Origin of the sequence: Flavivirga eckloniae (genome assembly GCF_002886045.1) — a bacterium.
Classification (GTDB): domain Bacteria; phylum Bacteroidota; class Bacteroidia; order Flavobacteriales; family Flavobacteriaceae; genus Flavivirga; species Flavivirga eckloniae.
On record NZ_CP025791.1, the window covers coordinates 1,070,684 to 1,096,703 of the forward strand.

The 26,020-nt window shown below is 33.9% G+C and carries 21 protein-coding genes and 1 tRNA gene; 8 read left to right on the plus strand and 14 right to left on the minus strand.

The genetic code is table 11. The features are described from left to right. The first annotated feature begins 142 nt into the window (after nt 1-142). The 5 genes from C1H87_RS04420 (at nt 143) to C1H87_RS04440 (ending at nt 4,676) form a co-directional block, all read left to right on the plus strand. Complete coding sequence (locus tag C1H87_RS04420) at nt 143-682, plus strand: AAA family ATPase (RefSeq protein ID WP_102758174.1); 540 nt, start codon at nt 143-145, stop codon at nt 680-682. Between the two features lies 1 nt (nt 683). Next, nucleotides 684-2,588, plus strand: coding sequence for a RecQ family ATP-dependent DNA helicase (locus C1H87_RS04425; protein WP_102754656.1), 1,905 nt, complete (start codon nt 684-686; stop codon nt 2,586-2,588). Continuing rightward, nucleotides 2,585-3,532 carry a methionyl-tRNA formyltransferase gene (gene fmt, locus C1H87_RS04430; RefSeq protein ID WP_102754657.1) on the plus strand — a complete coding sequence of 316 codons (948 nt, stop codon included), beginning with the start codon at nt 2,585-2,587 and terminating at the stop codon, nt 3,530-3,532. Before C1H87_RS04425 ends, fmt begins: the two co-directional genes overlap by 4 nt. Nucleotides 3,533-3,721: 189 nt before the next feature. Continuing rightward, complete coding sequence (locus C1H87_RS04435; RefSeq protein WP_102754658.1) at nt 3,722-3,994, plus strand: HU family DNA-binding protein; 273 nt, start codon at nt 3,722-3,724, stop codon at nt 3,992-3,994. A 121-nt stretch (nt 3,995-4,115) separates the two neighbouring features. Further along, nucleotides 4,116-4,676, plus strand: a complete 561-nt coding sequence (locus C1H87_RS04440; RefSeq protein WP_102754659.1) for a YqgE/AlgH family protein — start codon at nt 4,116-4,118, stop codon at nt 4,674-4,676. On the opposite strand, the gene C1H87_RS04445 is transcribed toward C1H87_RS04440, so the two are convergent. Together C1H87_RS04445 and C1H87_RS04450 are read right to left on the minus strand one after the other, a co-directional pair. After that, nucleotides 4,673-5,515, minus strand: coding sequence for an aminotransferase class IV (locus C1H87_RS04445; RefSeq protein WP_102754660.1), 843 nt, complete (start codon nt 5,513-5,515; stop codon nt 4,673-4,675). The two genes, C1H87_RS04440 and C1H87_RS04445, sit on opposite strands and share 4 nt — an antisense overlap. A gap of 62 nt (nt 5,516-5,577) precedes the next feature. Further along, nucleotides 5,578-5,967 carry an START-like domain-containing protein gene (locus C1H87_RS04450; RefSeq protein WP_102754661.1) on the minus strand — a complete coding sequence of 130 codons (390 nt, stop codon included), beginning with the start codon at nt 5,965-5,967 and terminating at the stop codon, nt 5,578-5,580. A gap of 132 nt (nt 5,968-6,099) precedes the next feature. Here C1H87_RS04450 and C1H87_RS04455 point away from each other — a divergent pair. After that, nucleotides 6,100-6,173: transfer RNA gene (locus tag C1H87_RS04455), tRNA-Met, on the plus strand. 127 nt (nt 6,174-6,300) lie between these two features. Here the strand turns inward: C1H87_RS04455 and C1H87_RS04460 are convergent. From C1H87_RS04460 to C1H87_RS04470, 3 genes are all read right to left on the minus strand, one after another. Next, complete coding sequence (locus C1H87_RS04460) at nt 6,301-6,834, minus strand: hypothetical protein (protein ID WP_102754662.1); 534 nt, start codon at nt 6,832-6,834, stop codon at nt 6,301-6,303. Nucleotides 6,835-6,841: 7 nt separating this feature from the next. After that, a complete protein-coding gene (locus C1H87_RS04465; protein ID WP_102754663.1) occupies nt 6,842-9,052 on the minus strand; it encodes a M48 family metalloprotease in 2,211 nt (736 codons plus the stop codon). Between the two features lie 435 nt (nt 9,053-9,487). Next, nucleotides 9,488-9,697, minus strand: coding sequence for a hypothetical protein (locus tag C1H87_RS04470; RefSeq protein ID WP_102754664.1), 210 nt, complete (start codon nt 9,695-9,697; stop codon nt 9,488-9,490). A gap of 458 nt (nt 9,698-10,155) precedes the next feature. Here C1H87_RS04470 and C1H87_RS04475 point away from each other — a divergent pair, with 458 nt between their 5' ends. Then, a complete protein-coding gene (locus C1H87_RS04475) occupies nt 10,156-11,724 on the plus strand; it encodes an alpha-L-fucosidase (protein ID WP_102754665.1) in 1,569 nt (522 codons plus the stop codon). 428 nt (nt 11,725-12,152) lie between these two features. On the opposite strand, the gene C1H87_RS04480 is transcribed toward C1H87_RS04475, so the two are convergent. From C1H87_RS04480 to C1H87_RS04520, 9 genes are all read right to left on the minus strand, one after another. Then, complete coding sequence (locus C1H87_RS04480; RefSeq protein ID WP_102754666.1) at nt 12,153-15,407, minus strand: glycoside hydrolase family 2 TIM barrel-domain containing protein; 3,255 nt, start codon at nt 15,405-15,407, stop codon at nt 12,153-12,155. Nucleotides 15,408-15,455: 48 nt separating this feature from the next. Beyond that, entirely contained in the window at nt 15,456-17,264 is a 1,809-nt protein-coding gene (locus C1H87_RS04485) for an arylsulfatase (RefSeq protein WP_233783343.1), read from the minus strand. A 192-nt stretch (nt 17,265-17,456) separates the two neighbouring features. Beyond that, complete coding sequence (locus C1H87_RS04490; protein ID WP_102754667.1) at nt 17,457-18,971, minus strand: alpha-L-fucosidase; 1,515 nt, start codon at nt 18,969-18,971, stop codon at nt 17,457-17,459. 26 nt (nt 18,972-18,997) lie between these two features. After that, entirely contained in the window at nt 18,998-19,696 is a 699-nt protein-coding gene (locus tag C1H87_RS04495) for an L-rhamnose mutarotase (RefSeq protein WP_102754668.1), read from the minus strand. A gap of 5 nt (nt 19,697-19,701) precedes the next feature. Beyond that, nucleotides 19,702-20,961 (minus strand): L-fucose:H+ symporter permease, encoded by a 1,260-nt coding sequence (gene fucP, locus C1H87_RS04500; protein ID WP_102754669.1) that lies wholly within the window; start codon nt 20,959-20,961, stop codon nt 19,702-19,704. Nucleotides 20,962-20,983: 22 nt separating this feature from the next. After that, nucleotides 20,984-22,000 (minus strand): zinc-binding alcohol dehydrogenase family protein, encoded by a 1,017-nt coding sequence (locus tag C1H87_RS04505; protein WP_102754670.1) that lies wholly within the window; start codon nt 21,998-22,000, stop codon nt 20,984-20,986. A gap of 1 nt (nt 22,001) precedes the next feature. After that, a complete protein-coding gene (locus C1H87_RS04510) occupies nt 22,002-22,940 on the minus strand; it encodes an aldo/keto reductase (protein WP_102754671.1) in 939 nt (312 codons plus the stop codon). A 9-nt stretch (nt 22,941-22,949) separates the two neighbouring features. Continuing rightward, nucleotides 22,950-23,711 carry an SDR family NAD(P)-dependent oxidoreductase gene (locus C1H87_RS04515; RefSeq protein ID WP_102754672.1) on the minus strand — a complete coding sequence of 254 codons (762 nt, stop codon included), beginning with the start codon at nt 23,709-23,711 and terminating at the stop codon, nt 22,950-22,952. Between the two features lies 1 nt (nt 23,712). Beyond that, nucleotides 23,713-24,795, minus strand: coding sequence for a mandelate racemase/muconate lactonizing enzyme family protein (locus C1H87_RS04520; protein WP_102754673.1), 1,083 nt, complete (start codon nt 24,793-24,795; stop codon nt 23,713-23,715). Nucleotides 24,796-24,948: 153 nt separating this feature from the next. Between C1H87_RS04520 and C1H87_RS04525 the strand changes: the two genes are divergently transcribed. Beyond that, the gene (locus C1H87_RS04525; RefSeq protein ID WP_102754674.1) at nt 24,949-25,800 is read left to right on the plus strand and encodes an AraC family transcriptional regulator; all 852 of its coding nucleotides are present in this window, start codon (nt 24,949-24,951) and stop codon (nt 25,798-25,800) included. Nucleotides 25,801-26,020: the final 220 nt, after the last annotated feature.

Sequence of the window (26,020 nt, forward strand, 5' to 3'; positions counted from 1 at the left end):
CCTAAGTAGTATTTAACAGATGAAGTTGTGCTAACTTTTAGCCCCAATTCTTTGCCTATAAAAAATGACAGGAACAACTGTTTTTCTCCATATTTTTTTTATCGCAGTTTAATTCCGAATTTTGCGGCAAAATAATTCCGATTTGGGCACTAAAAAGATAGTAATAACTGGCGGACCAGGAACAGGTAAATCTACCTTAATAAATGAATTGATTAATAGAAATTATACCTGTCTTGAAGAAATATCTCGTCAAGTTACTTTAGACGCGCAAAAAAATGGTGTAGATCAGCTGTTTTTAACCAATCCATTATTGTTTAGTGAATTGATTTTAAAAGGACGGCAGGAACAATTTCTACATGCAGAAAAAGCATCTTCAGACCTTGTTTTTTTTGATAGAGGCATCCCAGATGTACTAGCCTATATGGATTATATTGGCGACTCCTATCCGCAAAGTTTTGAAAATGTCTGTAAAAATGTTGTTTACGATACCGTTTTTATATTAAAGCCATGGAAAGCCATTTACAAGAGCGACAATGAACGCTATGAAAATTTTGAGCAGGCTTTAAACATCCACAACTGCCTATTGAACACCTACCAACATTATAATTACAAACTTATTGATGTCCCTTTCGATACCGTTGAAAATAGAACCGATTTTATTTTAAACACATTGGATATGTAATATGGAACATCCCATAAACATATTAGAACGTTATTGGAACTATACAGAGTTTAGACTCAATCAAGAAGCCATTATTAACGCCATTATTGAAGGTGAGGATACTTTTGTGTTATTACCAACGGGTGGCGGCAAATCATTATGCTTTCAAATTCCTGGTTTAGCTAAAGATGGCATTTGTATTGTTATTTCGCCTTTAATTTCCCTAATGCAAGATCAGGTACAGGCCTTAAACAACAAGGGTATTAAAGCCATGGCCATTACCAGCGGCATAAGCTATAATCAATTAGATACGCTTTTAGACAACTGTGTTTATGGAAACTATAAGTTTTTGTATTTATCGCCAGAACGCTTACAGCAAGAGTTGGTGCAGGATCGCATCAGACTAATGAATGTTAATTTAATAGCTGTAGATGAAGCACATTGTATTTCTCAATGGGGAAGCGATTTTAGACCTGCATACAAGAATATATCCCTTTTACGTCAAATACAACCTAGTGTAAATGTCGTTGCCCTAACCGCTTCGGCAAAACCAGAGATTGTTGAAGACATTATAAACGAACTCGATTTTATTCAGCCCAAAGTATTCAAGCAATCTTTTGTGCGGCCAAACTTGGCATATATGGTTTTTCATGAAGATGATAAGTACTACCGACTGGAAACCATCTTAAAAAAACATAAAGCATCGTCCATAATTTATGTTAGAAATAGAAAACTAACTACAGAAATATGTGCCTTTTTAAAATCTAAAAACATAACGTCTACCCATTACCACGGCGGACTTTCGAATATTGAAAAGGAGAACAACATGGCAGCATGGTCGCAAAACCAAAAACAGGTTATGGTGGCAACTAATGCTTTTGGTATGGGTATTGACAAACCTGATGTTAAAACCATTATTCACTTTAATTTACCCGAAAGTATTGAAAGTTATTTTCAGGAGGCTGGTCGTGCAGGACGTAATGGCAAAAAGGCTTTTGCTGTAATTTTAAAAAACAACAGCGATCCGGTTTTAGTAAAAAATCAGTTTTTAAGCGTTTTACCAACTGTAGATTTTGTTAAGCAAGTTTACAGGAAATTATGCAGTTACTTTCAAATATCATACGGTGAAGGCGAATACCAAACTTTCGATTTTGAATTTAACGCCTTTTGTAAGACCTATAACTTTAGTTCTGTTTTATGCTATAATGCATTGTTGTTATTAGATAGAAATAGTGTTATCACCTTATCGAAACAATTTAAAAATAAAGTAACGACTCAATTTATAATATCGAGTACTGCGCTTTTTAATTACTTAGAAACGCATCAGGATTATAGCATAATTATAAAATCCATATTGAGGATGTATGGTGGTATTTTTGACCATATTACCAAGATTGACCTCATGAAGATTTCTAAAAAAGCATCGGTAACCGAAAATAAATTAATACAAACGCTTCTACAACTAGAAAAAGATGAAATTATTTCTCTAAACCTGGCAAAAACAGATGCTCAAATCACTTTTATTGAACCTCGGGAAGATGATAAAACTATTAATAGAATTGCGCAGACCATAGAACAGCAAAACAAATTAAAACAGAATCAGGTTAACGCTATTCTTAATTATATTGAAAACGATTCTGTTTGTAAAAGTGTGCAGCTCCTCACCTATTTTGGTGAAAAAGACATAGAGCCTTGTGGTATCTGCTCGGTTTGTATTAATTCTAAAAAAGATACCAATCGGCAAGACGCAAACACCTTGAAAAAAGATATTCTTGAATTATTAGAAAAAGGTGATCTATCATCTAGAGATATCATTTCAATTCTAAAATGTAAAGAATCAGATTTAAAAATAGTTTTAAAATTACTATTAGAACATAACCTTATAACTATTACTCCAACAAACACATACAAATTAAACCATATATGAGGGATTTAAGAATCGTATTTATGGGCACACCAGATTTTGCTGTTGCCACTTTAAAAGCTTTAGTAGAAAACCAATATAATATAGTTGGTGTTATAACGGCACCCGACAAACCGGCTGGACGCGGACGTAAACTAAACGAAAGTGCTGTTAAACTATATGCAAAGGAAGCCAACTTGAACATTTTACAGCCAACCAATTTAAAAAGTGAAGATTTCTTAACCGAACTAAAAGAACTTAATGCCAATCTTCAAATTGTCGTGGCATTTAGAATGCTTCCTAAAGTGGTTTGGCAAATGCCTGAATATGGCACCTTTAACTTACATGCTTCATTGCTACCTAACTACCGTGGTGCTGCTCCCATTAATTGGGCAATTATTAATGGCGAAACAACTACGGGAGTGTCAACCTTCTTTATTGATGAAAAAATTGATACTGGCGATATGATCCTTCAAGAAGAGGTAAATATTGAACCTGATGAAAACGTAGGAAGCCTTCATGACAAATTAATGCACGTTGGTAGCGATTTGGTTCTAAAAACTGTAAACTCGATAAAAGGTAATACGGTAAAAACAACCCCTCAAAAAGCTACCGAAGGTATAAAAACAGCCTACAAATTAAATAAAGATAATTGCAAAATTGATTGGAATGCACCTATAGATAATATTTACAATAAAATACGCGGTTTAAGCCCTTATCCATCAGCCTGGTGCACTTTAATAAATGAAGACCAAACCTTGGATATAAAAATATATAAGGCAGAAAAGGAAACTGTATCTCATACAAATAGCATTGGAACTATTATTTGTAGCAAGAAAGAGCTAAAAATAGCTGTTACAAACGGTTACATTATTGTAAAAGAAATTAAACTGCCCGGTAAACGTGCTATGGATATAAAATCTTTATTAAACGGTTACGATTTTAAAGAAAATGCCAGAGTGCTCTAAAACCCTTATTTTCATTGATATTTCAAAAACTCGATGAAATGCACTTCCTTTATTAACAAAAGGGTCAAGTTATTAACAATACCACGTTTTTCCCTTGCTATTACTTGCATGGTTTTATAATCCGTATAAATTTGTAGTAGGATTTAACAATAATGTTTAACCAATTTATTAATAATTAAATTTTATATTATGAACAAAACAGATTTAATCGACGCAATGGCAGAACACGCAGGAATCACTAAAGCTGCTGCAAAAAAAGCTTTAGAGTGTGCTATTATAGAAATTGAAGGTGCTTTACAAAAAGGTAACAGAGTTTCTTTAGTAGGATTTGGATCTTGGTCAGTTTCTAAAAGAGCTGCTAGAGAAGGAAGAAACCCTCAAACTGGACAAACTATAAAAATTAAAGCTAAAAACGTTGTTAAGTTTAAAGCTGGATCAGATTTATCAAATGCAGTAAACTAATATTTACTTCTTTTATATTAAAAAGATGCCTTTAATTTTTAAAGGCATCTTTTTTTATATCAGTAAAACAGTTGCTTTTTTAATAAATAAATGTTAGATTTAATTGCTAAACCTCGAAAGAATGATAACATTAAAACCCAAAAAAGGTAATTTGTTAATCGCTGAACCTGCAATAATAGGTGATGTTTCTTTTAACAGATCGATCGTATTGATTGCAGATCATTCCCAAGATGGTTCTATAGGTTTTATTCTTAACAAACCTTTAGATTATACTATTAATGAATTAGTTCCCGAAATTGATGTTGCTTTTAAGGTTTATAATGGCGGACCTGTAGAACAGGATAATTTATACTTCATTCATAAAATCCCTAATTTAATTCCTGAAAGCATTGAGATTTCCTTAGGTATTTTTTGGGGAGGCGATTTTAGCAAAGTTGTCGAGCTTATTACCAAAGGGGAAATAAAGGAAAATGATATCCGCTTTTTTCTTGGGTATTCCGGTTGGGAAGCAAACCAATTAGAAGATGAGCTTAAAGCTAATTCCTGGGTTGTTACCGAGAATATTTACAAAAATGGTATTATAGAAAAGGACTATAAATCATTTTGGAAAGAGAAAATGCTAGAGTTTGGTGGAGAGTACAGTATTTGGTCTAATGCGCCAGAAAACCCAAACTATAATTAGTTCAGCCTTATTTTTACATTCAACTTTTGCAATAAATCCTTAGATACTCCATTAGCGTAAACCTTCTTTCTATACTTCGTAACTGGTTGGATTCCTACAATAACGTTTGTTATAAAAATTTCATCGGCTTTTTGAAGCTCAAACGGAGATATGGAGTCTTCTACAATTTCGTAATCTGGTATACTTTTTATAATGTCTATAATCTGTTTACGCATCACGCCTTTTAAACAACCATCACTAATCGGAGCTGTTTTAATAACGTTACCTTTTACAACAAAAATATTGCCATTAAGAGCTTCTACGACATGCTTATTGGTATTTAAAACCAAACCATTGTTTAAATTGTTTTCCTTTACGTAAATGCTTCCAACCACATTTAACGCCTTATTATTCGTTTTTAAGGTAGATAATAAACTAGGCGATACATAATAGTCTTTAAACAAATCTATTTCATAAAAGCTATCCTGAAGCATATAAAAATCATCTTGAACAGGCTTTACAGAAATAATAAAACTCACCTCATTAGAATTTGGGGTATATAATCCCCCTTCATTTCTATGCACCATGAGTTTCACCCTTGCTGATGACTTTAGCAGCCCATTAGACTCTAAGGTATTAAGAATCTGTTCTTCTAGATATTCCATGGTAAAATTCATTGGAATTTCCATACGCATAATACGCATAGAAGCCATGAGTCTAAAATAATGATCTTCCCAAAATAAAATTTTACCAAAACTTGCTTTTATAGTTTCAAACAGGGCGTCACCATAACTGTAGCCTCTATTTTCAATAGGAAGAACACTGTTTTCTTCTAGAATATTTCCGTTAAAATTTATCATAAAAAAAATCCCACTCTAATGGGTATTATAAGAGCGGGGCAAATATAATTTAAAATATAGAATTAAACAGAACCTAATACATGCTTTAAATCGGAAATTTGGTTTTCCCAAAGCATCTTAGCTTCGTCAACTTCATCTTCTTCTGCAAAGTCTGTAATCATTAATGATACATCTTTTGTAATCTCATCTACCTGGATTCTTATTTCGAAATACGAAACCTGATCGTCTTCATCATTCAGCCATCTAAATTTAACACGTTCGCCGCTTTTCTTACTTAGCAATTTTGCTTGTTCTTCACTATCATCCCATATAAAAGTGAACAATTCACCACGAGAGTTTACGTTATCTGAAAACCATTCAGATAAACCAGAGGGAGTCGAAATATATTGATATAACAGCTGTGGCGACGCGTGTATTGGAAACTCAATATCAAATCTAATTTTATCGTTCATAAATACCTTAAAAATTTTATGATCCCAATATATACATTAATTGACAAGTATTACAACTATTTTTAATAATATTTTATTAGATATCTGTTTGCTTACAATAATAATGTTTTTATATTTGCACCCGCAATTAACGGCGAGGTAGCTCAGTTGGTTAGAGCGTCGGATTCATAACCCGGAGGTCGGGGGATCGTGCCCCCCTCTCGCTACAAAGTAAACAAAGGAAAACCCAGGATTTTAGAAGATCTTGGTTTTTTTGCTTGGGTACAACATAGTTTGATTCAATTATCTAATATAATAATTGAGAATCAGATTAATCAAAATGAATAAAAAAGCTCATGCTAATTCTTTTTTAGATTTTATTTCTAAAATACCACTGAGACAAAACACAAAGGAAAAAATAAAACTTAATGATAACATTGAATATATAACTAATATCAAATAGTAGTTGTTATAACTGTTTTTTATATCCTCCATATCTTTTCCAATTTGCTTAATGATATCTGAATGAGTATTCCATATTTTTAATTCTGAATCAGAAATACTTGTCCCTATAAGAACGTTTGAATAGTAGCCATCATTATAATCCACTTTTACAACATATTTAAAGTGCATTATGGCTAATAATGCCAATAAAAATAGAGTGGCTAATAAAGATTTTATAAAATTCTTTTTAATTTTTTCTTTACAATAAAAAGCTCCCAATACAGCCAAAGCTATTATAAATGTTCCAAAAGTTTTAAAACCGTATATTGGTTCTGGTATTATTTTGTATATGGCAAAGTAACCCAAAAAAGAAGTAACCACTGAACCTAATAAATGAGCATTTTTCTTTAGCTTATTCAAAAAGTTAGAGAAATAAATCGACATGTTAGTTTTAGTTAAATTGATAATGACATTCTTGTGAGCAAGGTAAATCCTCTATAATCTCGATACCATTTTTCATATATTTTACTTGATACCTCGCTCTGGAAACTGGAAAAGTTTTATCAGTAAATACTGGTTTCCAAGCCTTTTCATTGTTTCTGTTAACCCATCTTCTATAAAATACTTTAGTACCTTCTTTTTTAGAAGTTAAATTCATTTTTACCTTTTCTTTGAAATAAGCTAATGTTTCGAGTGTTTCAAAACACTGATTTGAATTTTTCATCATATCCGCTAGTTTTTTAGAGCCAGTTTCTTCTAATATTATTCTCTTTGTTTTCAAAATAAACGTTTCATCAAAACTAGCTGAATTACGGTTTAAATCCTCAATTAAAGAATCAGAAGACAGTATTTTATATAAATCATCATTTAAAGCTTTATCTTTCAAAGAATTTATTTTCTTGAAATATAATATTGATAGTTTTATTTCATTTAAATTCAGATAAGCTTTTGCTATGTTTTTATAGAGTTTAATAAAAAAAGCTAGGTTTTCTTTTGAAGAAATTACATCATCTTCGATATCTAGCCAAATTCTTAATGCATTTTTCTTTTCTAAATTATTCCCTTTATCGTACATTTTTTCAGCTTTATAATATTTCTTTAATAATTTATTATTTATTATTTCAAATCTAAAATGTTGGTCAAACTCTCCTTTATTAATATCATACAGACTAAAATCTTTATCTCTATAAGTCGTACTCAATAAGTAGTTAATATCACCAAGTCTTTTAATAACAAGCGGGTGTGATGTATATATGGTTTCTAAAAGACTTTCAACTAATATATCTATACCATCTTCAGTTAAAACACTATAATCTACCTCATCTACTCTTATATTATTTATCATACTTAAGGTGGAAGTAAAAATATTATTCTTAAATTTTCGATCACTAGTTTTTTTCATCATAATCTTCCAAAAATTCGCGGCTTCTCTTGGGTCATACCCAGCTTCTATCATATAATACAAGCCCACTCTATCTGATTGTGTTTCATATCTTTTACTATATAAATTCATGACTGTTTCTGGAATTGTACGCTCTAAAGCTGTATTTAAAGCCTTTCCTACCAGGGTACCTTCCCCAACATTCATTTTCTTTTTTACAGTCTGTTTTAACCATTTAGAAGTCTTTTTACCAATATTACTATTGGTAAATCTGGTGATCTTATACTCCTTTATACTGTGTTCATGTGTGACATGTGCAATTTCATGTCCTAAGACTGCAGCTAATTGAGCTTCATTTTCCATAAGTTTTAACAAACCAGTATTTATAAATATCATCCCATTGGGCAGTGCAAAGGCATTAGGTATATCACTTTCAATAACGTAAAACCTAAAAATCACTTTGTGTTCTTTAGAAAAACTCTCTTCTTTAGCATAAACAGGTAATACATTATTCCCTATCATATTAATATAACCTTGAACCCGGATATCATCTAATAATTTAAATTCTAAATTCCCTAGTTTTATGGTACCATTATGCAATCCGTTAGCCGCTTTAAACACATTACTTGGTATGCTTTTAAATTGATTCAGGTTAGTGGCATCAAAATCATTGGATAAGCTTAGCATAAATTCCTGATCTACTTTACCATAAGTGTTTTTACAAACCTCTATTTTAGATGCCATATAAACACCATTATCATTTCGATCTACATAAACGGTTAAAAAACTTCCTAACTGTAGCTCGTTAAAACCTAAAAAGCTTCTTCCTTTGCTACAAGCACAATCAGATCCTCCGTTGCATTTAATAGTAGTTTTATCGGTTAATGCTACTTTTCTCCCATCTATAATTGCTGTATCACCTTTATAAGATTCAATAACGCCCTCAAACTTTTTTATATCTCCATATTCATCTTTATTAAGTGATACTTTAGTTAATACTCTTTTCCTACTTTCTATAACTATAGCAACATCTACAATACTTCCTATGAAAATTTTTTCTTTAGAAATATATTTTTTCTCTCCAAGTAAAAATTTCGTTTTTCTCGTTACATCTAAAACAAACTCTTCACCGTCATAATTAACAGTAATAGTTTCATAAGGTTTATTAAACTCGAAAACAGTTGCTTCTTTCCAGATTTCTTCTTTTTGCGCTACTACTCTAGTCGAACATGAAAACAAAACGGTAATACATAATTGAATATAAATTGATTTAAAATCCATATTAATTTACAAATTAAAGTGTATTGTAATAAAAATCTTAAATGTAAGCATATCATTTTAAACATTTTAGAATTTAAAATTATACTGAAATATCTAAATCAAAAAAGAAAGTTCTTTCTACTTAAGAGTCCCTGCGACATTTCTTCTTAAGTTTATTTAATAATAATAGGAATATAGGAGCTTAACCTTTTTTTCAGGAACAACAAGGAAATAAAAACCCAAGATTTATAATCTTGGGTTTTACTTTTATAAAGCATACCTAACAAATCAAGATTATCTTATAACACTATCTTTAAAGATTTATCTGTTTAGTTTTAAGGAGACATTTCTTGAAGAACGATCGTTGTTGTTAACGGATATAACTTTAAATTTTTCAAGAGGTTCAATGCTCCCCACACAACCTACTCATCTTACGAACAAGGTACCTAAAAGGATTTACCTTTTAATGCCTTCTTCTTCCCTATTCTTTTTATGGGCCTGCTCTTTTTGGTATTGCTTTACACCATCCTTAATTGCTTGTGTTCTATTTTTACTGGCACTCATACCTGTAATATCATTAGGTTTTAATCCAAGTTCTTTAGCAACCTGATACCCCCAGTTAAAATCTTTCAAAAACTCTTTTGATATTTTTGTTTTATCACTCATAATTTAAAAAGTTTCGTGAACATATAATTCAAGATTAGTTATCTGTTACTTAAAATTCAACATAAAGAAACCTTAAGTTAAAATTCTATAAAATTTTAATTATTAATGATTAATTAAGGAAGAGTGATGATTGTAAATATATACATTTTGCTCTTAACTTAAAATTTAATTTGTGCTTTACTAAACAAATTTGAAGGCCAAACTTTACTAGGGAAATTGTTTACCAAAGCTAATGCTTTTTTTACGGTTAAAGAGATTTGCGCCCATTAATTTAGAGAACATTAAACCGAAACTGAATAAAAATAATAGCTTGGTTCTAGTCTACCCGAAAAATCCTGTGGATTTTCCCCTGATTCGTTCCATGTTTTATTAAATTAGTTGTTTAACTACGTAACTATACACAAATCGTAAACGGTCATATGGTTAAACAAACTAGAAAACGAATAATACGGTATAATATGATTAGATTAAAAGGAAGAATATATATAGTGTTAGTACTCTCGATAGCCTTAACAATAGCATCCTGCAACAATAACAAAGCAAAAACAGATAGTAAAAAAGTAATCTTCGAACCGACATGGGAGTCTTTAGCAACGCATAATACAGAACCAGAATGGTTTAAAGATTCAAAATTTGGAATATACTTTCACTGGGGATTATTCACGGTTCCAGAGTATTATGATGAAAAGTACCCAAGATGGATGTATTTTGAAAAACTCCCCGTAAAAGGATGGGGAGGACCAGTTCGTCCTTACCATAATGAAACCTATGGAGGTATTGAAAACTTTAACTATCATGATTTTATACCAATGTTTAAGGCTGAAAAATTCAATGCAGCAGCATGGGTAGACTTATTTGAATTATCTGGTGCTAAATTTGCAGGACCAGTAGCTCAACATCATGATGGTTTTGCGATGTGGGACAGTGAAGTAAACCCATTTAATGCAAAAGATAAAGGGCCACATAAAGATATTACTGGTGAATTATTTGAGGAGTTGAAAAACCGTAATATTAAAACCATTGCAACATTTCATCATGCCCGAAACTTAGCACGTCATGCAAAAGATACAACGCAATGGGCAGATAAGTGCACTGCTCCAATGATGTCTAACAACAGCTACTATCCATACCACCCTCAATTAATAACATCTACCAAAGATCCTGAATTAAAGTATTTGTACGGAAATCTTTCAGAACAAGAGTTTAACGACTACTGGTTGAACCAGGTGAACGAAGTTGTTGATAAATATGCTCCCGATATGATTTGGTTTGATTCCTGGCTTCATTTAATCCCTGAAAATCATCGAAAAAAAATGGTAGCTCATCACTTTAATTCTGGTATCAACCGTGGACAGGAACCCGTTGTATTTTATAAACAACAAGATTTACCCAATAATATTGGTCTTTTAGATATTGAACAAGGCGGCAAAAAAGGAATATCAGAACAGTATTGGTTAACAGATATAACAATAACAAAATGGGGCTGGAGTTATACGGATAAATTAGAATGCAAGAGCGCAGAAATGCTGATTCGTAACATGATAGACGTTTGGAGTAAAAAAGGAGTCGTCTTATTAAATGTATCCCCTCGTGCTAGTGGAGCAATACCGAATGAGCAGCAAGATGTTCTAAAATCTATTGGTAGCTGGATAAAAAAACACAAAGAAGCGGTTTATGGAACAAGAACTCATACAACGTATGGTTACGGAATCGCTGCTTCAGAAGATAATGTTCATGGTGGACAATCTGCTACAATGAAATACACTAAAGACGACATACGATTTACAACATCAAAAGATAAAAAGACCTTATACATTTATATTCTAGGGCTTCCTGATGAAAAAATGAATATAGAAATTAGACATGTAATAGATAATTCGAAAAACCAATCCATTAAAAATGTCGCTTTAGTTGGCAGTAAAACTGAGATAAAGTGGTCTATAGATGGTGATAATCTTACTGTGACAACTCCAGAAGCTTCTGAGATGGACGAGATTGCAACTGTTTTTAAGGTAGCGTTTAAATAATTGATACAACTTAAATAAGTTCAATCATTTAACATTTTTGATTATGTAACAATCTTTTTTTTTCATCCTTATTAAAAAGAAATTAAGATGAAAATTTATGTTACACTCGTAATAGAAATCAAGACTCTTTAATCAAGCCACGAATTACACAAATTTACACGAATAAAGCCTCAACATAATGAATAGCTCTCTAGACTATTCATAATCACGAATCAGGCTTTCAGTCTGTTTTTACAATCCAAACCCGATTTAATTCTATTATATTTCCGTGTTTTAATTTACAAATAAGTAAACTAAAATTACTTATTTGTAAACAGTTCATATTTAGAACCATTTGTGATAATTCGTGAAATTCAGCATTTAAGGGTTTTAGTAGCTTCCTTTTTAACTCAAAATAACTACACTATAAACAAGCAACTAGAGAACAACTAAAAACTCAATCTGAACCCAAATGCATATTCTTTTTTCAACAAACGGTAGGTATTTATTGGTCGGGCTTTTATACTCCAAGAATCAATACCTCCTATTCCTGCCTGAATCAAATCGATATTTAAGGTATAATACTTGGCTTCCTCAAGTTGCCATGTAAAATCGGATGTCGCTAAATTTTCCTCACTAAAAGGCCAAACAGAAAATGCAATTTTATCTTTTGCCTCTACCTTTAACTTTGATCCTTTATCTCCTTTAAGTACTAACCACTCTACTCCTGTTCTATTTCCACATTCCTGAGGTTTAACATAAGATTCGGTTAATGCATCTGTCTTCATAGAATAAATGCCCTTAAATGCCGAACGGTTACGATCAATATAATTCTCGTGAGGCCCTTTTCCATAATATTGAACATCTACAAAATTCTTGTTAATGGCTGTTTGCATCCCCACACGGATTAGTTCTGGTGCAGTTTCATTAACCTGAATATTAAAATCAACATCAATGGCTCCATTACCAAATACAGTATACGTTTCTTCAATTATTGCAGCATCCGGTACCTCACGTTTTATTTTCACCACTATCGTGTTAGCTTGTTTTTCAGCATTCAAGCTTTCAAGTTTCATATTGGTTTTAGCATTCTTCCAAACTTCAAGTTCTCTTGGTGTATTCCATCCCCAACCATCATTGTCGGTAGGTACTCGCCATAGATTCGGTAGTAATGGCTTTTCAACGGCTATTTTTCCTTTAATGGCTACTGTAGACAAGGCTCCAAGTTCTTTGTTAAAAACCACCGAAAAGCCAGCGCCTTTTATCTGGATAAGTTTATCATCCTCAATTAACTCAGGAGACTTGGTTTTTATTTGTTTTAATTGAGGTTGTGCTTCTTGAATCATTAATTGTTCTTCGGCAATTAAGTATCCAGTATCTGCCCAATCTTTCTTTTGTTTACTAAACATTTTAATCTGTACCCAATAATCATCTTCTTTTTGAAATTTGATCTTTTTGAAATTCAAATCCACTTCTCCTGTCTTTCCTGGCTTTATGTTTGGTCCATCAAACTCTCCTTGTTGCATTTTCTTTCCATTTCTAACAAGCTCCCAAGTAAATTGGTAAGACGAAAGATCTGTAAAGTTGAAACGATTCTCTAATGCAATCGTACCTTTTTTAATATCTACCGCACTTATTACTACAGGTTGGAATACATATTTACACTCGTAAGACTGCGGACGTAAGCTTTTATCTGAATTGAAAACGCCATTTATGCTTACATTACCATCGTTGGGAGTATCTCCAAAATCACCACCATAGGCAAAGTATTTTTTACCGTTTTTTGCTGTTCGCTCAATTCCCTGATCGATCATATCCCATATATAGCCCCCTATCAAATTATCATAAGAATAAATCATGTCCCAATATTCTTTAAGGTTTCCAAGGGAATTCCCCATAGAATGTGCATACTCACACATTAAGATAGGTCTGTTAATATATGGACTGATTGCCATACCTTCCAGTTGTTCCAAATAAGGATACATGCGGCTAAGCACATCTACATATCTTGGATCGGTTGGATTAGAATAAAACTTCTCCATATAAGCCTCATACTTTTCCGATTCTATTTTGGCATACTCCGGATGATTTGGGTCTCCTTGTGCCCCTTCGTAATGAATAAATCGGGACGGATCAAAATCTTTTACATAGCCAGACATACCTGCAAATGTTGGTCCACAGCCAGATTCGTTTCCAAAAGACCATGAAATAATAGAAGGGTGATTTTTATCGCGCTCCACCATACGAATAACCCGATCCATCATACTCGCATTCCAAGATGGGGTATTTCCCAATTCACCACGTACACCATGAGACTCAATATTAGCTTCGTCCATGACATAAATACCATATTTATCGCAAAGCTCATAGATAAAAGGATCGTTGGGATAATGGGACGTACGAATTGAATTGAAATTGTTTTGTTTTAAAAGAAATATATCCTGTTCCATTTCGGCTCTGGTAACAGTTTTCCCTCCTGTTGGACTATGGTCATGACGATTAACCCCTATAATCTTAATCGGAACGCCATTAACCAATAGTTCATGGGATGAAGAGAATCTTATATCTCTAAACCCAACTTTAGTACTTCTAGCCTCTACCGTATTCCCGGCCTTATCTTTAAGGTTAAATACAAGTGTATATAAGTATGGATGTTCCGAATTCCATGTTTTAATGCCTTTAAGCTCGGTTTCAAGCAATGCGAAATATACATTATCCCTTTGTGGGTAAAATTCATTTACAATGTCATCCACATTAATGCTTAAATCATTTTTTATAACCGGTTTATTTTCATGATCGTAAAGCTGTGCTGTTATAGTATACGCTTTAGCATCTAACGCTTCGTCTATGGCTATTTCTGGTCTTACCTGAAGCACAGCATTGGTATAAGTTGAATCTAGCTTGGTACGAACGAAAAAATCGTTAATTGCAACCTTAGGCTGCGCCAGCAACATAACCTCTCGGTGAATTCCACTCATCCGCCAATGATCTTGATCTTCTAAATAACTACCATCACTCCAACGGTAAACCTGTACTGCCAACGTGTTTTTCCCGGGCTTTAAAAGTTTGGTAATATTGAACTCTGCTGGTAATCGACTATCTTGACTATAGCCTATAAACGCACCGTTTAGCCAACAATTAAATGCAGAACTTACGCCTCCAAAATGAAGTACAATCTCATCATCATTCCAATTGGATGGAATTTCAAATTCTTTAATATAGGAGCCAACTGGGTTAGCTCGATCTATGTATGGTGGATTGGCTGAAAAGGGGTATGTTGAATTGGTATAAATTGGAGTTCCATAGCCTTTCATTTCCCAACATGAAGGTACTTCTATGGAACCCCAAGAGCTATAATCAAAGTCTAGTTTGTAAAAATCATTGGGTTTGTCCTTTACTTGCTTAGCAAATTTAAATTTCCACGCGCCATTAAGCATCATTAACCTGGAGGCTTCCCTATTTCCTTCTAAAGCGCTCCCTGTTTCTTTATAAGAATATGAAGTAGCTCTGGCTGGCAACTTATTAATACCGAAAACATGTTGGTTTTGCCATAATTCCGGTTGAACCGTTTGTCCGTCTACATTAAACCCACTTAACAATACAAGCATACTTAGCACAAAGGTAAATCTTAGATTACTTGAGTTAAACATGATATCGTTTGTCAACAATCGTTTAAAAATTGGAGCAAATACAATCTGTTTCATTTAGTCTTTTTTAATTTTAAATTTTGCTTTAAGGTTTTACCATGTATGCTACAAAAGGTTTACATACACATAATAGGTTCCTGCTAACGCTTTACCTTCACTATTAAACATAGTTCCTTTTACTTCTGTATTTCCAGGGTTTAGGGGTATATCGAATATAATCCTCTTATCTTCTGGGTTAACTTCAATTGTCTTGGAAAATCCGTTTACTTCTAACGTAATGGTCTCAATAGGCATCGGCGTAATCGTGTTGCCATAAATAAGTTTATCTATGCCACCGTTAGCATCCCAGGCATCCACATTTTTTTTAAATACCGGAACGCCTTGTATCTCAGTATCAGCTTCTCTAGGCCATCGCCTAACTTCGAATCTATACATCCCTTTTTTTGAAATGGTCACCTGCCAACTACCTACTTGCGGACTCCCTTTTGCAACCTGTGCATGATTCCAAGGCACATTGGGTAAATACCAATCGGATGGAGTCAAAAATGTTTCAGGGTCGTCTGGATGTCCAATAATAAACCTAGGTCGATCGCGATCTCCGGGAGTAACTTTAGTCCAATAATCCTCATGCGACTCACGTATCTTTTTTACAATATCTGGATGCGCATCTATCGCATTCTGTGTTTGTGCAGGATCGTTACTCATGTTATACAGTTCCTTGTCATCAACCAATCGCCATTCATTAGTCATTCCTACGGTATTTTCCCATGATTCGGGTTTATAGTTTCGTTGGGTTTCTACAAATAGTGTACGTTCAGAAAGTGCTAATTCCGGATTAAAAAGTTGTTGTTTAAAACTACGTCCATCAAAATCTATTTCATTTTCCAACTTTAGCTTACATAAGTCTATTAATGTTGGTAATACGTCTATGTGAGATGTAAGGTCTTTTACGTCTTTATTCTGACTTAACGCTCCTTTTGGCCAATGTACAAAGAATGGCACCCGATGACCACCATCGTAAACCTGTCCTTTATGACCTCTCATTCCGGCATTAAACAGTTTTACTCCCGCTGTTCCTCCGTTATCACTCATAAAAATGAGAATGGTATTTTTTGACTGACCAGATTTTTCCAATGCTTCTCGTAATCGACCAATATTCCAATCTATACGTTCTATCCCAGCAAAAAAGTAAGATACATAGTTAGACACTTCCGAGTTCTCGTTATTCGCCCATGATTTGTCTGGTAGGGTGTGCGGATGATGAGGCAAATAAGTAGGTAGATACAAGAAAAAAGGCTTATCCTTTTCGTTTGTTTTATTTACGAAATCTATTGCTGCTTCGTAAAATACATCTGGGGCAAATCCATTTCGTTGCTCTCGTTCTCCATTATGCCAGTAATAATCATTCACACGATCATTATCGAACCAATCATCGGTGGTTCCCGTACCACCATCGCCTTGTCCTAGCCATTCATCAAAGCCTCTGTCCATTGGACGATACGGATAGTTTGAACCTAAATGCCATTTTCCAAATAGCCCTGTTCTATAGCCTGCAGATTTAAAAACGTCTGCCATGGTAACTTCAGATGCACGCAAATGATTGCCACCACTAACCGTATGCCAAACGCCTACATGATGTGCATATTTCCCTGTTATAAGTGCGGCACGCGTTGGTGCGCAAGTGGGATCGACATGAAAATCTGTAAAACGAACCGATTGTCCGTGTAACTTATCTATGTTGGGTGTTTTTATATACGGATTACCATGGCAGGCCAAATCGCCATAACCTTGATCGTCGGTAACAATTAAAATAACATTTGGTTGTTGAGTATTTGGCGAACAGGAAAGTACAGACAAAAGCAACCACATACTTGGTAATAAACTTTTTACTGAATATGTTCTATAACCCCCCATAGTTTTTTAAGCAATGTATTTTAAAATATACTCACTACACTATCAACAATGCCATACGCTATAGCATATTGAAATCGTAAAATATTGGTAAAACGTACAAAGATTGATGTTCTCTGTATACTGTTTTATTGTATTTGATTATTCCTGTCTTAAATATCAACAACTCTAATATATTGCCTCAGATAGTCTTTATTATTTATTAATCTTAAACACCCAGGCATACTCCAAATTTTCTTCTTTTGGCAATGCTATCTTTAACCCTTCATCGTTTTGTTCAAATTTTATTTCTCCTTCATAACCTAAGAGTTCAATTGATTTCACCTTAATTTTTGAAGTTTTCAGGTATTTAATCTGAACCTCTTCAGTTGGAGGAACTAATACCGTAGCATAAAGTGCATCGCCTTTTGTTGTAAATCGAATATCTTGCTGTGTAAACTTCTTGTTTTTACTTTCAGAAAGGTGTCCTAAATTTGTTCTTGTAGGCCCTTCTCCGTAGACTTCCCAATACGTTGCTCCGTAAATAGCTTCGCCATTAACTTTTAACCATTTACCCATATCCAATAATGTTTTTTGTTGGTCTTCGGGAATAGTACCGTCGTATTTAGGTCCAATGTTAAGAAGCAGACATCCATTTTTACTAACAATGTCTACTAAATCCGCTACCAGTTCTTCTGCCGATTTTGGAATCCAATTCTCTGCATAATACCATGAATTTTTCCCTATAGAGGTATCGGTTTGCCAATATTCATTTCGAATGGAATCTAATTTGCTACGCTCTAAATCCAGCATATGCGTTCCTTTTGGATACGATTCGAACTTGTAGTTTTTAGTTTGTAACACCACATCCTTACCTCTAGCAACTCCAGAGTTATAGTAATAGGCTGCTAACTTTTTGTGGTATGGTACAAATTCCGGTCTATCTAAATAAAAATCAAACCACAAAATATCTGGTTGATATAAGTCTATAATTTCTTTTGTTCTAGGCCACCAAACATCAGCTAACCACTTTGTACTTACCGAATCTCCCATTTTATGAGGCGGTGCATATAAATCGGCGTATTTTGGGTCTCCTGTATCAAAATAATCTTGCTGATTGTAATAATTCCAATTGAAAGCCAAGTGCGAACTCGCCCCAGATATCAATCCTTGTTTTTTAATTTCATTAGTAAGTGCTTTAAATATATCGCGTTTTGGTCCCATATCTACAGCATTGTATGGTGTAATACTCGATTCGTATAAAGCAAAACCATCATGATGTTCGGCAACAGGCACCACGTATTGCGCTCCGGACTTTTTGAATATATCTACCCATTCTTTAGGGTTGAATTTTTCCATGGTGAACATAGGGATAAGATCCTTATATCCGAAGTCTTTTTGATCACCAAATGTTTTTTTATGGTAAGCTACCGCTGGGTGAGGTTTGTCGTTAATCACTTCACCTGTTTGCGGATTAACAATTCCCGAATCCAGATACATCCATCGTGGGTACCAATCGGTGTGAAGTTTGGCTACAGAGTTAGGTCCCCAATGAATAAAAATTCCGAATTTAACATCCTTCATCCATTGTGGGATACTGTATTCTTTTAAACTTTCCCAGTTTTCTTCATACTTAAAAACTGTATCTTCTTTTACTTCTTCTTCCTTTTTACTTTTACAGTTAAAGCAGATAACCGTTAAAAGCAACAGTACTATTATGTTTTTATTCATTACTGATTATTGTTAGTATTTTATAATTATAAAGCAATCATATCTTTCCATTTCTCCTGAATAGAGCTATCTGGATCTGTTCTTTGAAATTTAGCAACGTACGCTTGCCATTCCTCTTCTCTTGGTAATTTTTGCCATTTTGGTCCTATTTCTTCTAGATTAAAATCGGGTATGGTATCCATAATTAAAATAGCTTGCGTCCCTGATAAATAGATTTCCATATCCTTGACACCAACAGATTCCATGTTTGCAGTAATTTCGGGCCATGCCTGACCCATGCTATGAACTCTTTTGTATTCGGCCATCAATTCTGGATCTTCCTGCAATAATAAGGTCCAAACAAAACGTTTTTTTGGTCCAATGTCGGTTTTTAGTTGTCCCTCTTTAGCCTTATATACCTTCTTCTGTTCAAATTTATAAATACGCTCTAATGGGGATGATTCAAATGAAAACGCTTCATTTTCTTCTTGTAAAAAACCTTGAAAATTAATGTCTACCTGTACACTTGACAAGGTATTACTTAGGGTTAAGCTATCCATATTGTATGATGTATCCACCAACAAAAAACAGTCTTGCTCTTTTTGATATATTTCAAAGGAGAACACCCCTAATACTTCCAACTGCTTTTGAATACGCTCTGATTTTATCTGCGCTACAAATTCTGAAATATCCAGATTTTCTATAGTAACCAGATAAGTGAACCGACGAAATTGGTTAGCATTCATTTTAGCTAGGCTTTAATTTTTACCACGTGACCTTTTAATGCAAAAAACAACAGGTATACATAACAAATTAGTGGAATAATAAACGAATATTTAATTCCAACGGTATCTGAAATATATCCCATTAAAGGAGGTACAATAGCTCCACCAACGATTCCTAATAAAAATACCGAGGAACCTGTTTTTGTATATTCCTTTAAATCTTTCATACTTAAACTGAATATAATCGGGTAAATAATAGAGGTGAAAAACCCAACTATAGATAAGCATGTTAATGAGAAGTAGCCATTAGTAACGATTGCTAAAAGTACCATAATAAAAGCACTGATACTGCAAAAGGCTAGTACGTTTTGAGGTTTGAATCTTTTTAAGATATAAACACCTAAGAGCCTGCCTATAAGCACTAAACCCATAAATGCAGTAATATACTGTGCTGATTTTTGTTCTGTAAGTTCTGGCAGGTTAAACCATTTAGCATACCTAATAATAAAACTAACAATTCCTACTTCGGCACCTACATAAAAGAACTCTGCTCCAACACCATATAGCGTGTGTTTAAATTTTAATATATCAATTAGCGGCTTTTTATCTCCTCCTGCTTCATCTTTAATGGTTGGTAATTTTGTAAAAACGACCACTAAGGCTATTAAAACCAGTATAGCTCCTAGTACGATATATGGTGGTTTTACTAAATTGGCCTCTCCAGATAAAAACGTTTCTAACTCACTGGGTGTAAAAGCATCAATTGCTGATTGTGGCACATCCACTTCATGTAAAAGTAGTACTGCCGCTAATGAAGGTGCAATAGTTGCTCCTACCGAACCAATAGCTGATGCCATACTTAAACGACTTGAAGCGCCTTCTGGACTCCCTAACTTGGTAATATAAGGAGATGCTGTAACTTCTAAAACGGCAAATCCTGCAGCCATAACAAATAAGGCTAACAAAAAAAATGAATATACGCGTGTTTCTGCTGCCGGATAGAATAGAAAAGCTCCAATTGCTGCAATAAGCAACCCAGTAATCATTCCCATACGGTACCCTTTTTTCTGGATATACCAACCTGCAGGTAATGCGACCACAAAGTAAGCTCCAAAAAAAGCAGATTGCACTAATGATGACTGAAAATCAGTCAGCTGACATGCTCTTTTAAGGTGAGGTATTAATACATCATTAATATTTCTGCTTAAATTCCAAAAAAACATCAATGCCATTACTATAATTAGCGGCACTAAAAACTGCGAATAACTTTCTTTTTTTGATTGCATTAAATCTTATTTTTTTAGTTAGTTAAAATTCTATAATGGCTTTTATTAAATCTTTATGCGTATAAAGCTTTTCAAATTCTGTTGGAATATCATCAAAATTCATACGATGTGTAATAAAAGATGTTGCATCAATTTTACCTGCCTCGATTAATCTGATAATCCTTCCAAAATCCTCACCCATAGCTGCCCTACTCGCTTTTAAGGTCAATTCCTTTTTATGAAAAGACGGATCATGAAAAACGACATCGCCCATAAAAAGTCCTATAAAAACAATGGTTCCTCCTGCTGCCGCATACTTAAAAGTGTTCATCATAGACGTTGAATTACCTGTAGCATCTAAAATTACCGTAGGTAAATCTCCATTTAAAAGTGTTGCTAATTCTGCCTCCACATCACCCAAAGCATTAACAGTATCTTTTACTTTGGTAATCTCCCGACACTTTTTCAATTTAGTATCGTCAATATCCATAGCAATCACCCTTGCGCCTTTTAACTGGGCAAACTGTATGGTTCCTAAACCAATAGGCCCTACTCCAATGACCAGTACAATATCATCTTCTTTAATATCAGCTCTATCAACGGCATGACATCCAATAGCCAAAGGCTCGATCATGGCCAATTGGTCATCTGTTAATGAGTTGGTCGCATGTAAAAATTTAGCTGGATATACAAAATATTCCTGCATACCTCCATCTACATGCACTCCCAAAACTTGTAAATGTTCTCCACAATTGGTTTTACCTCTTCGTACTGCTTGCCCGATAATATCGTTATAATAAGGCTCTACGGAACATTTATCTCCAATTGATACATGGGTTACATCATCTGCTACAGCAACAACCTCAACAGCTAATTCATGTCCTAAAATTCGTGGATAACTAAAAAAGGGTTGTTGCCCTTTAAAAGCATGTAAATCTGTACCACAGACACCTATTTTCTTTACTCTTAAAAGTGCATTTCCAGATGATAAGGCATCGCCTGGTTTTTCAACATCTAAATGTTCCCATGCTCCGGGTTCTTTTAATCTAATTACCTTCATATTATTTCGTTAAAATGCAAGCTGTAACTTCATTAAAAATTTCTTCAGACAATTTTCCAGTGTTCCAGTCATTTATTGTTGCTTTAATTTGTGCCGGGGTTCTTGCTCCCATAACCACCCTATCTGCTTCTTTAATTGAAAACAAATAGCGCTGCGATAAAGTTGCCAGTGGCATATCATATTTATCTGCCACTGTTTTTACCCTAATAGCATTATCCAAATCTAGTTGTGTTATCCATTTACCATCTGCACCTTCTTTTTTATAGGCTTCAAAACGATTTCCCAGTAATGAAAAATGTAATGCCGAAGCCGCATAATAGGCTATCCCTTCTTTTTTGTACGTTTGAATTTCACCATTAAATGCCGATAAACTACAGGCATCCATACGTAAAAACCCAGAAACTACATCAAAGTTTTCTTTGGTAACAAATGGCATAAATTCAGGTGATGGGTTTCCTCCTACTCCAATGGAATCTACTAATCCTTCAGATTTGAAGCCCTTTAAAGTATTTAATATGTCTTCTATGTTTTCAATTGGAACCAATTGAGGTTCGTGTAAAAACAACAAATCTATTTTATCTAGTCCTATTGTTTTTAAACTATTATCCAGACTGCGTTTCATACCATCGGTACTATAATCCAGATTCATTTCAAAAGCACCTTTTCCTTTTAAACGTCCTATCTTAGTGCTCACAAAGGGCTTTTTGCCTTTCCATTCTCTCAAAGCCATTCCTACATAATATTCGGCATTCCCATAAGATGGTGCCATATCTAAAGTAGAAATACCATGTTCTAGCGCATATAATAAAGCATCTATAGAATCTCTTTGATCAACTTCTCCCCAAACACCACCTAAACCTGAAGTACCGTAAACTAATCTGCTTTCGTTATTAAATGCTGGGCTTTTAGAATGGTCTCCTTTTATATATGTTGGTTTCATCTAATATATTTAAAAATTTACTGTTGCACCACCATCAACCGGAAGCACGACTCCTGTTATATATCTTGCTGCTTCCGAGCTTAAAAAAACTGCTGCATTACCAATATCACTTGTTTTCCCGAAGCCATCCATAGCTATTCGGTTTGTAATTTGCTGTTTTCTTTTTTCGTCATTATTAATCGCGTTTAAAAACATGTTAGATTCTATCCAACCGGGCGCTATCGCATTAACACGTACATTACTTGTGGAATATTCGGTTACCAAAGCATTTACCAATCCTGTTAAAGCGGTTTTTGAAGTACCATAGGCTACAACTTTATCTATACCAAATAATCCGGCCATAGAGCCTATCATAATAACAGAACCCTTTTTCCTTTCTAACATATATTTAGCACACTCGCGGGTTAAGGCAAATACACTCATTACATTGGTCTGCAAGATTCTTTCAAAATCTTCATCGGTAGTATCTTGCGCCATACCTTTATGATGAATGCCTGCATTATTTACCAATATATCGATAGGACCAATATTAGTTTCAATATCGTTTACTAAATCCGGAATTCCTTTTTTATCCGTAATATCGTTTACGCGATAATGGGCACCTTCTCCCAATTCTTTAACAGCGCTTTTTAGTACATCTTCTCTACGCCCAGTAATAACAACACGTGCGCCAGCTTCTATAAAAGCTTTTGAAATACCCGCTCCAATCCCTGTGCCTCCACCGGTTACTAAAGCTAGTTTTCCTTTTAATGAAAAAACAGATAGTGCCATATTATTTAATTTCTGTTAAACAATCGTCAATAAAACGGAATCCCCATCCTGGTAAATCATGAGGTTTAGCAAAACCATTATCAATTTTCATTGGGTTATCAATTAAAGGGTCTACCCAATCAAAAGATTCTGCTCCAACGCCATTTGGTATGGTACATAGTAATGGTACATCGTAATCTTTATAATAGTGGGGCAATACTGGTAAGTGGAAACTATCTGCCAAAGCTGCACTTTCTCTCCAAGCCTCTACGCCTCCTATTCTTAATATGTCTGGTTGCCAAATATCCAGAGCATTTCTGGTAACCAGTTCTCGAAGTGGCAGGGTATCGTACTCCCGTTCTCCCATGGCTAAAGAAATACCGGTTTGATTCTTTAATATTTGGTAAGCTTGAAAATCCTGATGATTTACAGGCTCTTCAAACCAGTTAATATTTAAATCTTTGGCACCATTTGAAAGTTTAATAGCCGAGGGTAAATCCATACCTTGATTGGCATCCATCATAATATCCACCTGATCTCCAACAGCTTCTCTTACTTGTCTCAAGCGTTCTAAATCGGTACTCACTTTTGGAGAGCCTACTTTAATTTTTACGGCCTTAAATCCTCTGCTTGCATAATCGGTAACCTCTTCAATAAGCTCATCAATAGTATAAGATATCCAGCCACCACTACCATATATGCTTACTTTTTCTTTTGTAACACCCAATAATTTATATACAGGTTTTCCTTGAGCTTTTCCCCAGGCATCCCACATGGCAATATTAATAGCAGCTTGTGCCCATCTTAATAGACCTTGATTTCCAAAATATTCGAATAAGCCTTCAAGCTTTTGGTACAATAATCCAGTTTCGTATGCTTTATATCCTTTAACTATTGGAATTAAATCTTTTAATGCTCCTATAATAGCATTAGGTGAATATTGAAATGATAGTAGATAAGACTCTCCTATTATTCCATTTTCTAATTGTATTCTTAAAACAACAAATGAGATTTCAGTTAGTGTGTGTGTTGCATCCGAAATCGGTTTTTTTAACGTTGTAGAAGCTTTATAAATCTTTAAATCTCTTATGTCTAAATCGTTCATTTTTGTATTACTTAGTTTATCGTTACAAATATCTTTAAATTGATTTTTGAAACTATACAGAATACTACACTTATTGTACACTATATTGATTTTTTTAAGGCATTAATATTTTATTTTAACCAATAATTGTCGTTTTTTAGTATTTTTAATCTCATGAAAGCGCAATTAAGACAAGTAACAACCTCTCCCAACAATTCTTTTAAAGTTAAAGTATTTGAGGAAAAGGAATTTAAGGCAGAGTGGCATTTTCATCCACAATACGAACTTACCTATATTATACAAAGCACAGGAATTAGATATGTGGGAGATTCTATGCATCCATTTGAAAGAGGTGATTTGGTTTTAGTTGGAAAAAATGTACCGCACTCCTGGAAGACGATAGACACCAAAAACGAGCAGGTTAAGTGTGTTGTAATACAATGGGACGATGCCTTATTTAAGGATTGGATTGAAAAACCCGAGTTTACAAGTATAAAAAATATGCTTTTAAAATCGTCGTATGGCATTGCTTTCGATCAGGATACGGCATTTTCTTTAGAAAGTTCCTTTAATTCTATTTTTAATCAAAATCCTTTTGAGCGTTTCTTAACTTTTTTAAATATTTTAAATGTGTTAGCTACCAAGGCTTCCATTAAATTATTGGCAGGTCCCAGTTTTGGTAAAGCACTTTCTCCAAAAGAGAGTCATCGCGTTAATGTTGTAAACAATTATATAAAGGATAATTTTTTAAACCAACCTTCTTTAGAGGAAATCTCCAATAAGCTATCTCTAAGCAAGGAGGCTTTTTGCCGTTTCTTTAAAAAGACTTTCGACAAAACATTTTCGAACTACGTTAATGAATATAAAATTACTATTGCCAGTAAAATGCTTATAGAAACGGATTTATCTGTTTCCGAAATCGGTTATGAGTCTGGGTTTAACAACCTTTCTTTCTTCCATAGGCAGTTTAATAAGTACAAACAAAAATCTCCGAATACTTATAGGCAATTGTATCAGAGGATTTAGAATATATCTTTTTTAGTGTAACCTTATTCAAATATTTGGGAATAACCAATTAGGGTTACAGAGCTAAAGTTATAATTCTAGCGCTAACTAACATGAGTTTCTATGTTAAAAACCAATCGCTCTACCTAGATTGAAATGCGTATAAATTCTGGTATAAAGAATTTATCATCCAAATATCCGACGAACTGTTTTACAACAATTACATCATTATTAAAAGCAC

Coding starts and splice junctions, on each gene's coding strand:
- C1H87_RS04425 (WP_102754656.1), top strand. CDS start 684: ATGGAACATCCCATAAACATATTAGAACGTTATTGGAACTATACAGAG.
- fmt (WP_102754657.1), top strand. CDS start 2,585: ATGAGGGATTTAAGAATCGTATTTATGGGCACACCAGATTTTGCTGTT.
- C1H87_RS04435 (WP_102754658.1), top strand. CDS start 3,722: ATGAACAAAACAGATTTAATCGACGCAATGGCAGAACACGCAGGAATC.
- C1H87_RS04440 (WP_102754659.1), top strand. CDS start 4,116: ATGATAACATTAAAACCCAAAAAAGGTAATTTGTTAATCGCTGAACCT.
- C1H87_RS04445 (WP_102754660.1), bottom strand. CDS start 5,515: ATGATAAATTTTAACGGAAATATTCTAGAAGAAAACAGTGTTCTTCCT.
- C1H87_RS04450 (WP_102754661.1), bottom strand. CDS start 5,967: ATGAACGATAAAATTAGATTTGATATTGAGTTTCCAATACACGCGTCG.
- C1H87_RS04460 (WP_102754662.1), bottom strand. CDS start 6,834: ATGTCGATTTATTTCTCTAACTTTTTGAATAAGCTAAAGAAAAATGCT.
- C1H87_RS04465 (WP_102754663.1), bottom strand. CDS start 9,052: ATGGATTTTAAATCAATTTATATTCAATTATGTATTACCGTTTTGTTT.
- C1H87_RS04470 (WP_102754664.1), bottom strand. CDS start 9,697: ATGAGTGATAAAACAAAAATATCAAAAGAGTTTTTGAAAGATTTTAAC.
- C1H87_RS04475 (WP_102754665.1), top strand. CDS start 10,156: ATGATTAGATTAAAAGGAAGAATATATATAGTGTTAGTACTCTCGATA.
- C1H87_RS04480 (WP_102754666.1), bottom strand. CDS start 15,407: ATGAAACAGATTGTATTTGCTCCAATTTTTAAACGATTGTTGACAAAC.
- C1H87_RS04485 (WP_233783343.1), bottom strand. CDS start 17,264: ATGGGGGGTTATAGAACATATTCAGTAAAAAGTTTATTACCAAGTATG.
- C1H87_RS04490 (WP_102754667.1), bottom strand. CDS start 18,971: ATGAATAAAAACATAATAGTACTGTTGCTTTTAACGGTTATCTGCTTT.
- C1H87_RS04495 (WP_102754668.1), bottom strand. CDS start 19,696: ATGAATGCTAACCAATTTCGTCGGTTCACTTATCTGGTTACTATAGAA.
- fucP (WP_102754669.1), bottom strand. CDS start 20,961: ATGCAATCAAAAAAAGAAAGTTATTCGCAGTTTTTAGTGCCGCTAATT.
- C1H87_RS04505 (WP_102754670.1), bottom strand. CDS start 22,000: ATGAAGGTAATTAGATTAAAAGAACCCGGAGCATGGGAACATTTAGAT.
- C1H87_RS04510 (WP_102754671.1), bottom strand. CDS start 22,940: ATGAAACCAACATATATAAAAGGAGACCATTCTAAAAGCCCAGCATTT.
- C1H87_RS04515 (WP_102754672.1), bottom strand. CDS start 23,711: ATGGCACTATCTGTTTTTTCATTAAAAGGAAAACTAGCTTTAGTAACC.
- C1H87_RS04520 (WP_102754673.1), bottom strand. CDS start 24,795: ATGAACGATTTAGACATAAGAGATTTAAAGATTTATAAAGCTTCTACA.
- C1H87_RS04525 (WP_102754674.1), top strand. CDS start 24,949: ATGAAAGCGCAATTAAGACAAGTAACAACCTCTCCCAACAATTCTTTT.